The sequence below is a fragment of the Parahaliea mediterranea genome (genome assembly GCF_003402235.1).
Classification (GTDB): domain Bacteria; phylum Pseudomonadota; class Gammaproteobacteria; order Pseudomonadales; family Halieaceae; genus Parahaliea; species Parahaliea mediterranea.
This window is the reverse complement of sequence record NZ_QEWO01000003.1, coordinates 302,028-313,024: the sequence shown is the minus strand read 5'-3', so window position 1 is coordinate 313,024 and position 10,997 is coordinate 302,028. Positions and strand designations below refer to the sequence as shown.

Here is a 10,997-nt window from a genome sequence, read left to right as displayed (position 1 = left end):
ATGCCGGGGGCCGGATAGCTGGCAAAGCCGCTGGCCCCGGGCGGAACTGCGGACGCCAAAGTGCCGTCGAAATAGGGTAAACTGCGCGGCCGGCGTCGTACTGTCAGTGGTATACGGCGGCCGCGCCGGGCCGGATGTCTCCGGTACATTTCACATCTTAGGTAGTGGGCAGTGCCCAACAGGACGAGCGATACCATGGACATAATGGAAACCATCAAGGAACAGGTCGAGAACAACCCCATCCTGCTCTACATGAAGGGTTCCCCCAACCAGCCCCAGTGCGGATTTTCCGCCCGCACCGTGCAGGCGCTGATGGCCTGCGGCGAGCGCTTTGCCTACGTTGACGTGTTGTCCAACCCGGACATCCGCGCCAACCTGCCGAAGTACGCCAACTGGCCGACCTTCCCCCAGCTGTGGGTGAATGGCGAGTTGGTTGGCGGTTGCGATATCGTGGCCGAAATGGCTGAGAGCGGGGAGCTGGAAACCCTGATCAAAGAAGCCGCGGCGGCGCAGCAGTCCGCCTGAGGCGCAGGCTGCCACCCCGCTTGCCGCGGGGTGGCGCACGGGGTTCAGTCTGGCTTGACGGTGTGCATGGCGGTCTGCAGGTAGTTCTGCAGGCCCACCTTCTCGATCAGCCCCAGCTGGGTCTCCAGCCAGTCGATGTGCTCCTCCTCGGATTCGAGGATGTCCTTGAGCAGGTCGCGGGAAATGTAGTCACCCACTGACTCGCAATACTGGATGCCGTCCTTCAGATCCTGGTGGGCGGTGTGTTCCAGCTTGAGGTCGCACTCCAGCATTTCCTTGGTGTTCTCGCCGATCAGCAGCTTGCCCAGATCCTGCAGGTTGGGCAGGCCCTCCAGGAACAGAATGCGCTCGATCAGCGCATCCGCGTGCTTCATCTCGTCGATGGACTCGTGATACTCGTGATCGGCCAGTTCCTTCAGGCCCCAGTCCTTGTACATCCTTGCGTGCAGAAAATACTGGTTGATTGCCACCAGCTCGTTGCCGAGCACTTTGTTCAGGTGCCCGATGACTTTTGCGTCGCCTTTCATAGCGTGTGCCTCCACCGTGAGTTGTAGATAGGGGAAGAGTGGGCTATACAAGCCGATATGTCAAGCTAAGTTATTGATTTTATTGAATATTTTGAATCGCAATCAGAGTGATTATCAGGTGTTTTAGGCAAAATAAAACCCCGCGCGGCGCTGGCCGGGCGGGGTTGGTGATGCGTTTTGTGTTCAGGTCACGGCATAGAAGAGCTGCTGCTCGGCGCCGGGCAGACTGTCCAGCGATTCCCGCACAATGTCCCGGGCGAGAATACCGCACTTGCCGCACTGGCTGGCCACACCCAGGGCGCTGCGCACCTCACGGATACTGCTGGCGCCATCTTGCACCGCCGCGCGAATCTGGGTATCGGTAATGCCTTTGCAAATGCAGACGTACATGGGACGCCACCTGTCAGGATCTGTTGATTCGCAAAGTAATGCTAATGAGAATGGTTGTCAACAGTATTCAATGACAGAAAGTTCAGGAATGTGTGGGCGCCTGCCCCTTGAAATGGCCGCCGCCGCCCGCACTGTGTAAACTGCAACGCGCAATCGGCCCGGCAGCGCCGGGCATCTGCCATCCCCAAGCCAAACCAATGGAGTTAAGACAATGGGCGTATTAGTCGGTAAACCCGCACCGGATTTTGATGTCGCTGCTGTACTGGGCAGTGGTGAAATCGTTGATTCCTACAAGCGTTCCGAGCAAATGGCCGGCAAATACGGCCTGGTGTTCTTCTACCCGCTGGACTTCACCTTCGTTTGCCCCTCCGAGCTGATCGCCCTTGATCACCGCATGGACAAGTTCCGCGAGCTGGGTGTGGAAGTGGTGGCCGTGTCCATCGATTCCCAGTTCACTCACAATGCCTGGCGTAACACGCCGGTCGAGAAGGGCGGCATTGGCGCGGTGTCCTACACCATGGCCGCCGACGTCAATCACGACATCGCCCGCGCTTTTGATGTGGAGTCCGCCGGTGGCGTGGCCTTCCGTGGCGCCTTCCTGATCGACAAAGAAGGCCTGGTGCGCTCGCAGCTGGTCAACGACCTGCCGCTGGGCCGCAACATCGACGAGCTGATCCGCCTGGTTGAGGCGCTGCAGTTCCACGAGGAGCACGGTGAAGTGTGCCCGGCTGGCTGGAACAAAGGCGACAAGGGCATGGATGCGTCTCCGGACGGTGTCGCTGCTTACCTGTCGGACAACGCCGACAAGCTGTAAGCCATTAAGGCAAGCAGTTGCGAGAAACGCGGGCTTCGGTTCGCGTTTTTTGTTTGTGGCTTCTTAGGGGCGGCTCGTTGGGCGGCCCCTTGGGCCGCTGCGTTGCCGGCGATCAGGTGAGCGCTTTTACTCCATTACGGGCGCATGCGGTGCGCGTTCCTTTGGTTGGTTGTACCTCGTTAGTTGCAGCCGGCTTTGGTTGTGGCACATGAGTGCACAGTATCAGAGGCACGTTGATCGTTCTGAAGTTCGGTAGTGCCCTTCGCGATGCCGCGAGACGAGGTAAGTGAAGACCGAGTTCGCATCCGACGCCCTCCAAGTCCGTAAAAGACTCACCTGTTCACCGGCAACGCGTCGGTGGCGATGCAGCGTCACATGGTTTTGACTTTTGTGGGGGTTGCGGGAGTAGGGGGTGGATTGGGTGTGAAAGCGAAGCTATGGCGCTGTCGAAGCGTAGGCAGCCCAAAGGCCACTTAACCTGCAGCGTCAACCCTCTCCACCCGCAGTGACAACCCTGCCCCTGGCACCCGCATGGACGTCGACAGGTGAAACCCTTTTGCGGACTTGGAAGGCGGCGGCTGTGGGCTCGGTCTCCACTTACTTCGTCTCCAGGCATCGCGAAGGGCACTGCCGAACTTCAGAACGATCTACGTGCCTCTGATACTGTGCACACCTAAGCCCAGACCAAAGCCGTCCGCAACTAACGAGGTAAAAACAACAATAGGAAGGCACACCGAACGCCTGGAATGTAGCAAAAGGGTTTCACCTGTCGGCGGCGATGCAGCGGCCGCGAGGCCGCCCAAATCAGAGCGAAAAGACCAGAGCACCAGCAAGTCCCCAGCCCCCAGACACAGCAACCCCAGCGCCCTCCACATCAGGTATAATCCCGCCCCTTACCAAGCCCAGCACAGTCAACCCAATGCACACCGCGGAACAGATCGACATCGCCCAGTACATGGACCGCCTCGGCCGCCAGGCCCGGCAAGCCGCCGCCAAAGTGGCCGCATCCAGTACCGCCACCCGCAACGCCGCCCTGCTCGCCGCGCGCGATGCCATCGACGGCGCCCGCGCCGCACTGGCCGAAGCCAACGCCCGCGACATGGCCCGCGGCCGCGAAAACCACCTCGACGCCGCCCTGTTGGATCGTCTCGAGCTGACCCCCGCGCGCATCGATACCATGCTCGAAGGGCTCAGCCAGGTAGCGGCCCTGCCCGACCCGGTGGGCAGCATCACCGACCTCAACACCCGCCCCAGCGGCATTCAGGTAGGCAAGATGCGCGTCCCCCTGGGGGTGATCGGCATCATTTACGAATCCCGGCCCAATGTGACAGTGGAGGCGGCCAGCCTGTGCCTTAAGTCTGGCAATGCCACCATCCTGCGCGGCGGCTCCGAGGCGCTGGCATCCAATGGCGCCATTGCCACCTGCCTGGCCGAGGGTCTGCGCAGTGCCGGCCTGCCAGAGACCGCGGTGCAGGTGCTGGACACGCCGGATCGCGCCGCTGTGGGCCACCTGATCGCCATGCCTGACTATGTGGACGTGATTGTGCCGCGGGGCGGCAAGGGGCTGATTGAGCGCATCAGCCGCGATGCGCGGGTGCCGGTAATCAAGCACCTGGACGGTATCTGCCATGTCTACATTGACGAGGGGGCAGACCTCGACATGGCTTTCAACATTGCCCTGAATGCCAAAACCCATCGCTACGGCACCTGCAATACGCTGGAAACCCTGCTGGTGGCCGCCAGCGAGGCCCCGGCGATTCTGCCGCGGCTGGCGCAGGCCTACGGCGACAAGGGTGTGGAACTGCGCGGTTGCGAGCAAACCCGCGCGGTGTTGCCCGCCATTGCCGCTGCCACCGAGCAGGACTGGCGCGAGGAGTACCTGGCGCCGGTGCTGGCCATTCGCGTGGTGGATGACCTGGACGCCGCCATTGCCCACATCAATGCCTACAGCTCCCAGCACACCGACAGCATTGTCACCCGCGACCACGGCCGCGCCATGCGCTTTTTGCGCGAGGTGGACTCCAGCTCGGTGATGATCAATGCCTCCACCCGCTTTGCCGATGGCTTTGAATACGGCCTGGGGGCCGAGATCGGCATTTCCACCGACAAGCTGCACGCCCGGGGCCCGGTGGGGCTGGAAGGCCTGACATCGCAGAAGTACGTGGTGTTCGGCGAGGGGCAGATCCGCTCTTGAGCCCGCAGGTGGCGCCAATTGGCGTGCTGGGTGGCACCTTCAACCCCATCCATCACGGCCACCTGCGCTCGGCACTGGAACTGGTGGAGCGGCTGGAGCTGGAGCACCTGCGCTTGATTCCCTGCGCCCGCCCGCCGCACCGCGAGGCGCCGGATTGCAGCGCCCGGCAGCGCGCGGCCATGGTGGAACTGGCCGTGGCCGGCGAGCCCCGCCTGCGCTGCGACCGCCGGGAGCTCGAAAGAGCCGGGCTGTCTTACACGGTGGATACGCTGGCCAGCCTGCGCGGGGAGTTGGGTGGCGAACGGCCCCTGTGCCTGGTGCTGGGCTTTGATGCGGTAGCAACGCTGGATAGCTGGCACCGTTGGCAGGCCCTGCTGGATTACGCCCACCTGGTGATTATTGCCCGCCCGGGCTGGGCATTGCCGCAGCACGGCGCGGTGGCCGAGTGGCTCGGGCGCCACCGAGTAACTGAGCCAGCGGAATTGCGCCAACGCCCCGCGGGAGCCGTGCTGACGCTGGCGCTGCGCCCGCTGGCCATCGCCTCCACCGACATTCGGGCGCTGCTGGCAGAGGGGCGTTCTCCGCGTTTCCTGCTGCCGGAGCCGGTACTGGACTATATTGAAACCCATCAACTCTATCGCGGCACAGGCAACGGAGCCTGATCGTCGTCAACAACCGCTGGAAAACTGGATGCAAGCAGAGCAGATCAAGCACATCGTCGAAACCGCACTGGATGACCTCAAGGCGGTCAACACGGTCACCCTGGACGTCACCGGCCTCACCGATGTCATGGACTATCTGGTGATTGCCAGTGGCACCTCCAATCGCCATGTGAAATCCCTGGCCAACAATGTGGTGGTGGAGGCCAAGAAACAGGGCGCCAGGCCACTGGGCGTAGAGGGTGAAGACGCCGGCGAGTGGGTACTGGTGGATTTTGGCGATGTGGTGGTGCATGTCATGCTGCCGGCAACCCGCGACTTCTACGACCTGGAGCGCCTGTGGGTGAAACCGGCGGCATCTGGCGCCGAGCAGGGGACTGAGAAGGGCGCGGAGACGGGTTCGGAAAAGGGTTCGGAGAAGGGTTCGGAGAAAAGAACCGAGCAGGACTGATGCGCCTCTGCATTGTCTGCGTGGGCGGCAAGATGCCCGCCTGGGTAGACGCCGGGGTCGGCGAGTACGAAAAGCGCCTGCCCCGTGAACTGAAGCTCCAGTGGAAGGAAATCCCCCTGGCCCGCCGCGGCCGCGATAGCAAGCCCGAGCAACTGCGCAAGGCTGAGGGCGAGCAGATACTGAAGGCCGTGCCTGACAGCGACCGGGTGATCGCCCTGGATGTCAAAGGCAAAAGCTGGTCCACCCCGGAGCTGGCGCAACAGCTGGCCGGCTGGCAGATGTCCGGCGACAACTACAGCCTGCTGATCGGCGGGCCCGACGGCCTCTCCCCGGCCTGCCTTGAGCGGGCAGAGCGGCGCTGGTCGCTAGGCCCCCTGACCCTGCCGCACCCGCTGGTGCGCATTGTTTTGGCAGAACAACTGTATCGGGCTTGGACAATTACGGTGAACCACCCGTATCATCGCGACTGACGAAACTCCTGCAAAGCTACTGCGCTCGACATCTGAACCCCTGGCGGTGCTCGTAATGCCCAAAACATTCGCCTTGCTCACCAGGCTGGCGCTGCTTATTTCCCGCTGATGCCGCAGCACATCGCCCTCAAAGACCCCAATCGGGAAGCCCGCATCTTCAGCGCACGCACCGTCACGGCGATTCTGATTGTGATGGGCCTGCTCGGGCTTATCCTGGCGCGCTACCACACCCTGCAGATCACCGAGTACGAAACCTATCGCACCCAGTCCGAGCGCAACCGGGTGCAGCTGCAACCATTGCCGCCCAAACGGGGGCTCATCTACGACCGCAACGGCATCCTGCTGGCGGACAATCGCCCCAGCCACCTGCTGTCCATTGTGGTGGAGCGGGTGCCGGACCTGGAGCAGACTCTGGCTGAGCTGCAGCAACTGGTGCCGATTTCAGAGTCCGACCTTGAGGCCTTCTATAAGAAGAAAAACCAGCGCCGGCCCTACGAGGCCGTGCCCCTGCGCTTTCGCCTGACCGAGGGCGAACGGGCGGTGCTGGCGGTCAACCGCCACCGCCTGCCGGGTGTCACCGTAGAGGCCCAGCTATTGCGCCACTACCCCCATGGTGAACTGTTCTCCCACGCCATTGGCTACGTGGGGCGCATCAACGAGCGCGAGACCTTCGAGCTGGATGCCTCTGATTACCGTGGCACCTTCCATATCGGCAAGGTGGGGGTGGAGAAGTACTACGAGGACATCCTGCACGGCGACGTGGGTTACCAGAACGTGGAAACCAACGCCCACGGCCGCGTGCTGCGTGTGCTGGAGCGCTTCGACCCCAAACCCGGGGCCGACCTGGTGCTGCACCTGGACATTGAACTGCAGCGGGTGGCCTTTGAGGCCCTGGGGGAGCAGCGCGGCGCTGTAGTGGCGATGGACCCGGCCACCGGGGGCGTGCTGGCGCTGGTGTCCACCCCGGGCTATGACAGCAACCTGTTCGTCAACGGCATCAGCTCGGCCGATTACAGCGCCCTGCGCGACTCTCCCGACGTGCCGCTGTTCAACCGCGCGGTGCAGGGCCAGTATCCGCCCGGGTCCACCATCAAGCCCATGCTGGCGATGGCGGGGCTGGAGTCGGGGCTGGTCACGCCGGAGTACACCGTGGCGGACCCAGGCTGGTACAGCCTGCCCGGTGATTCGCGCCGCTACCGCGACTGGATTCTGAAGATTCGCGGCACCGGCCACGCGCCGCGGGTGGACCTGGAGATGGCCATCGCCGAATCCTGCGATGTGTACTTCTACGACCTGGCCCGGCGCATGACCATCGATGGCATGTACGAGTACCTGCACCCCTTCGGCCTGGGGGAGCGCTCCGGCATCGACACCACCAACGAGCGCCGCGGCGTGCTGCCCTCCACGCGCTGGAAGCGCGACGCCATGAACCAGCCCTGGTACCCGGGCGAAACTATCAGCGCCGGTATCGGTCAGGGTTATATGCTGGCCACCCCGGTGCAACTGGCGGTGGCCACCACCGCCCTGGCGACCCACGGCACGCACTACTCCCCGCGGCTGGTGCAAGCCATCAACGGCGAAGCGGTGAGTGCCCCGCAACTGCCACCGGTGCCCGGCAGCGAGGCGCACTGGCAGGCGGTGCAGGCGGCCATGCGCGAGGTGGTGCACGGCCGGCGCGGTTCAGCGCGCAAAATCGCCAAGGGCATCCAGTACGAAATGGCCGGTAAGACCGGCACCGCCCAGGTGATTGGCATTGCCCAGGGCGAAATCTACCGGGAGGAAGAAGTGGCCGAGCGGCACCGGAACCACGGCCTGTTCATTGCTTTCGCGCCGCTGGAAAACCCCACCATCGCGGTGGCGGTGATTGTGGAAAACGGCGGCGGTAGCAGCGCGGCCTACCCCATTGCGCGCCAGGTGATCGATGCCTGGCTGCTTGACGAAGAAAACCCGGCGGTAGCAGCCGATGTGGCCGGGCCGGTGGAGGCCAACTGATGGGAGATTATGTGCGCCAGCTGCCGGGCAGCTCCGCGGGCCTGGCCCGCCGCCCCGGGGCCACCCAGCGCTTTCACCTGGATGTGCCGCTGCTGGGCCTGCTGCTGGCGCTGACGCTGTTTGGCCTGGTGGTGCTGTACAGCGCCTCCGGGCAGGATATGGGGGCAGTTATCCGCCAGGGCCGGTTTTTCCTGGTGGGCTTTGCGGTGATGATTACCGCCGCCCAGATCAGTCTGCAGCGTTTCCAGCGCTGGGGGCCGTGGTTTTACCTCGGGGGCGTGGCCCTGCTGGTGGCGGTGGATATCGCCGGGGTCGGCGCCAAGGGGGCACAGCGCTGGCTGTCGATTGGCGGCTTCCGTTTCCAGCCCTCGGAAATCATGAAGCTCACGGTGCCGATGACCGTGGCCTGGTACCTGGCAGATCGCACCCTGCCGCCGCGCTTCAAATACATTGTGGCCTGCCTGGGCATTATCGCCATACCCGCGGCGTTGATACTGATCCAGCCGGACCTTGGCACCGCGCTGCTGATTGCCGCCAGTGGGTTGTTTGTGGTGTTTATGGCAGGCATTGGCTGGGGCTACATTTTTGGCGCCGTGCTGCTGGCGGTGGCCTCGGCCTGGCCGGTGTGGATGTACGGCCTCAAGGAATACCAGCAGCAGCGTATCCTGACCCTGCTCAACCCCGAGAGCGACAAGCTCGGCGCGGGCTGGAATATCATCCAGTCAAAGACCGCCATCGGCTCCGGTGGCTGGGAGGGCAAGGGCTGGCTCAAGGGCACCCAGTCACAGCTGGACTTCCTGCCCGAAAGCCATACCGATTTCATCATCGCGGTGTTGGCGGAGGAGTGGGGCCTGCGCGGCGTCATCATCCTCATGGGGCTGTATCTGCTGATTCTGCTGCGCGGCTTCTGGATTGGCATCCACGCCCAAAGCAGCTACGGCCGCTTGATGGCCGGCAGCCTCACGCTGACGTTTTTCGTATACATCTTTGTTAACATGGGCATGGTTGCCGGCCTGTTGCCGGTTGTGGGTGTGCCGCTGCCGCTGGTCAGCGCCGGTGGCACCTCAGTGGTGACGCTGATGGCGGGTTTCGGCCTGCTGATGGCGGTCAGCACAGAACCGCGGCGCGTGGTGCACTGAGCCCGCCCGGCCCAACCTCTGGAGATCCGTAAATGGTAAGACCCCTCATTCTCGCCCTGGCCGCCGCCGCACTGATGCCCCTTTCGACGCTGGCGCAAAACTACGCCGACAATCCGCAGGCGCAGGCAATGATCGAGGAACTGGTCACCGAAGAAGGCTTTGAGCGCGCCGCGCTGCAAGCCCTGTTTGCCAAGACCGAACACCAGCAGAGCATTATCGACGCCATCTCCCGCCCGGCGGAAAAAACCAAGCCCTGGTACGCGTACCGGCAGATTTTCCTGACCGAGAAGCGCGAGCGCGAAGGCCGCGAGTTCTACGCCGCCCACCGCGACACCCTGGCGCGCGCCGAAGCCGAAACCGGCGTGCCGGCGGAGATTATCGTCGCCATCATCGGGGTGGAAACCTTCTACGGCCGCATCACCGGCAATTACCGGGTGATGGACGCCTTGTCCACCCTGGCCTTTGACTATCCCCGTCGCTCGGCCTTTTTCAGCAAGGAGCTGAAAAACTACCTGCTGCTGACCCGTGAACAGGGCATGGACCCGCTGGCGCAGAAGGGCTCCTACGCCGGCGCCATGGGCTACGGCCAGTTCATGCCCAGCAGCTACCGCAGCTACGCCGTCGACTTTGACGGCGACGGCAAAACCGACATCTGGAACAACCCCGTCGATGCCATCGGCAGCGTTGCCAACTACTTCAAGCGCCATGGCTGGAGCGCCGGTGAGCCGGTGGTGAGCGCGGCGACCCTGCAGGGCGAGGTGCCGGATGCGTGGTTCAACGCCAGTCTCAAGCCCGAGCGCAGCCTGGCCGACTACACGGCCACCGGCCTGCAACCGGTGACCGAGGGCCTGGACCCGGCCCAGCCCGCCACCGCCGTGCGCTTTGAAACCGAGCAGGGCTACGAGTACTGGCTGGGGCTTCAGAACTTCTACGTGATTACTCGCTACAACCACAGCAGCATGTACGCCATGAGCGTTTACCAGCTCAGCCAGCGCATTGCTGACGGGGTGGCACCGTGAGGTCATTGCGCTACGCCGCGGCCCTGGCCCTGCTGGCCGCCCTGGTTACGGCCTGTACCACCGGCCCACAACAGCCAGCACCGCCACCGCCGGCGCCGACAGGCCCTGAGGTTTCCGACGGTGCGCCCTTGCGACATATCACGCCCGACCAGGTGGCCGATGCCGTGCCGCGGCCCGACCCCATCCTGTCGCTCGGCAACAAAAGTCCCTACACCGTCAACGGGGTGACCTACGAAATCCTCGACAGCCACCACCAGTACCGCGAGCGCGGCATCGCGTCCTGGTACGGCACTAAATTTGACGGGCGTAAAACCTCCAATGGCGAGGTCTATGATCTCTATGCAGCCTCCGCCGCTCACAAAACCCTGCCCATTCCCTGTTACGCCCGGGTAACCAACCTGGACAACGGGCGCAGTGTAGTGGTGCGGGTGAACGATCGCGGCCCCTTCCACTCAGACCGCCTGATCGACCTGTCCTACGGGGCGGCGGTCAAACTCGGGTACATGGAGCAGGGCACCGCGCCGGTGGAAGTGGAAGTGCTGGCCGTGGCCGGGGTGGACGACCGCCGCGGCACGCCGCTGGGCGACTACCGCTATCTGCAGCTTGGGGCCTACAGCACCGAGGCGTCGGCCAAGCAGCTCACCCGCCAGCTGGCCACCAAAACCGACGCGCCGGTGTTTGTGGCGCCGGTGGAGTCCGCCGGCAAGCTGCTGTACCGGGTGCGTATCGGCCCGCTGAACGACAACGAGGCGCTGCTGGCCTTGCAGGAACAGCTGGAGGCAGGCGGTTACGGTAGCGGGCAACTGCTGCCCTGACC

The 10,997-nt window shown here is 63.7% G+C and carries 12 protein-coding genes; 10 read left to right on the top strand and 2 right to left on the bottom strand.

The window, feature by feature from the left end; all coding sequences use genetic code 11:
• The first annotated feature begins 195 nt into the window (after nt 1–195).
• Nucleotides 196–525: a Grx4 family monothiol glutaredoxin gene (gene grxD, locus DDZ17_RS10810; protein WP_116366716.1), complete on the top strand. Its 330-nt coding sequence runs from the start codon at nt 196–198 to the stop codon at nt 523–525.
• A 44-nt stretch (nt 526–569) separates the two neighbouring features.
• Here grxD and bfr read toward each other — a convergent pair whose 3' ends face one another.
• Nucleotides 570–1,052, bottom strand: coding sequence for a bacterioferritin (gene bfr / locus DDZ17_RS10805; RefSeq protein ID WP_116366714.1), 483 nt, complete (start codon nt 1,050–1,052; stop codon nt 570–572).
• A gap of 183 nt (nt 1,053–1,235) precedes the next feature.
• Nucleotides 1,236–1,442, bottom strand: a complete 207-nt coding sequence (locus DDZ17_RS10800; RefSeq protein WP_116366712.1) for a bacterioferritin-associated ferredoxin — start codon at nt 1,440–1,442, stop codon at nt 1,236–1,238.
• A 211-nt stretch (nt 1,443–1,653) separates the two neighbouring features.
• Between DDZ17_RS10800 and DDZ17_RS10795 the strand changes: the two genes are divergently transcribed.
• From DDZ17_RS10795 to DDZ17_RS10755, 9 genes are all read left to right on the top strand, one after another.
• Complete coding sequence (locus tag DDZ17_RS10795) at nt 1,654–2,256, top strand: peroxiredoxin (RefSeq protein ID WP_116366710.1); 603 nt, start codon at nt 1,654–1,656, stop codon at nt 2,254–2,256.
• Between the two features lie 778 nt (nt 2,257–3,034).
• Nucleotides 3,035–4,450, top strand: a complete 1,416-nt coding sequence (locus DDZ17_RS10790) for a glutamate-5-semialdehyde dehydrogenase (protein WP_116366708.1) — start codon at nt 3,035–3,037, stop codon at nt 4,448–4,450.
• Complete coding sequence (nadD, locus tag DDZ17_RS10785; RefSeq protein WP_116366706.1) at nt 4,447–5,112, top strand: nicotinate-nucleotide adenylyltransferase; 666 nt, start codon at nt 4,447–4,449, stop codon at nt 5,110–5,112. The genes DDZ17_RS10790 and nadD overlap by 4 nt, the downstream gene beginning before the upstream one ends.
• A 28-nt stretch (nt 5,113–5,140) precedes the next feature.
• Entirely contained in the window at nt 5,141–5,560 is a 420-nt protein-coding gene (gene rsfS / locus DDZ17_RS10780; RefSeq protein ID WP_116366704.1) for a ribosome silencing factor, read from the top strand.
• Nucleotides 5,560–6,030 (top strand): 23S rRNA (pseudouridine(1915)-N(3))-methyltransferase RlmH, encoded by a 471-nt coding sequence (gene rlmH / locus DDZ17_RS10775; protein ID WP_116366702.1) that lies wholly within the window; start codon nt 5,560–5,562, stop codon nt 6,028–6,030. Before rsfS ends, rlmH begins: the two co-directional genes overlap by 1 nt.
• A gap of 108 nt (nt 6,031–6,138) precedes the next feature.
• A complete protein-coding gene (mrdA, locus tag DDZ17_RS10770) occupies nt 6,139–8,022 on the top strand; it encodes a penicillin-binding protein 2 (RefSeq protein ID WP_116366700.1) in 1,884 nt (627 codons plus the stop codon).
• On the top strand, nt 8,022–9,161 hold the full coding sequence (gene rodA / locus DDZ17_RS10765; protein ID WP_116366698.1) for a rod shape-determining protein RodA: 1,140 nt from the start codon (nt 8,022–8,024) through the stop codon (nt 9,159–9,161). The genes mrdA and rodA overlap by 1 nt, the downstream gene beginning before the upstream one ends.
• 32 nt (nt 9,162–9,193) lie before the next feature.
• Entirely contained in the window at nt 9,194–10,180 is a 987-nt protein-coding gene (gene mltB / locus DDZ17_RS10760; RefSeq protein ID WP_116366696.1) for a lytic murein transglycosylase B, read from the top strand.
• Nucleotides 10,177–10,995, top strand: coding sequence for a septal ring lytic transglycosylase RlpA family protein (locus tag DDZ17_RS10755; RefSeq protein WP_116366693.1), 819 nt, complete (start codon nt 10,177–10,179; stop codon nt 10,993–10,995). The genes mltB and DDZ17_RS10755 overlap by 4 nt, the downstream gene beginning before the upstream one ends.
• Nucleotides 10,996–10,997: the final 2 nt, after the last annotated feature.

Bases quoted from the DNA above. Each gene is read 5' to 3' on its own strand.
- grxD (WP_116366716.1), top strand. From the start codon at position 196: ATGGACATAATGGAAACCATCAAGGAACAGGTCGAGAACAACCCCATC.
- bfr (WP_116366714.1), bottom strand. From the start codon at position 1,052: ATGAAAGGCGACGCAAAAGTCATCGGGCACCTGAACAAAGTGCTCGGC.
- DDZ17_RS10800 (WP_116366712.1), bottom strand. From the start codon at position 1,442: ATGTACGTCTGCATTTGCAAAGGCATTACCGATACCCAGATTCGCGCG.
- DDZ17_RS10795 (WP_116366710.1), top strand. From the start codon at position 1,654: ATGGGCGTATTAGTCGGTAAACCCGCACCGGATTTTGATGTCGCTGCT.
- DDZ17_RS10790 (WP_116366708.1), top strand. From the start codon at position 3,035: ATGCAGCGGCCGCGAGGCCGCCCAAATCAGAGCGAAAAGACCAGAGCA.
- rsfS (WP_116366704.1), top strand. From the start codon at position 5,141: ATGCAAGCAGAGCAGATCAAGCACATCGTCGAAACCGCACTGGATGAC.
- rlmH (WP_116366702.1), top strand. From the start codon at position 5,560: ATGCGCCTCTGCATTGTCTGCGTGGGCGGCAAGATGCCCGCCTGGGTA.
- mrdA (WP_116366700.1), top strand. From the start codon at position 6,139: ATGCCGCAGCACATCGCCCTCAAAGACCCCAATCGGGAAGCCCGCATC.
- rodA (WP_116366698.1), top strand. From the start codon at position 8,022: ATGGGAGATTATGTGCGCCAGCTGCCGGGCAGCTCCGCGGGCCTGGCC.
- mltB (WP_116366696.1), top strand. From the start codon at position 9,194: ATGGTAAGACCCCTCATTCTCGCCCTGGCCGCCGCCGCACTGATGCCC.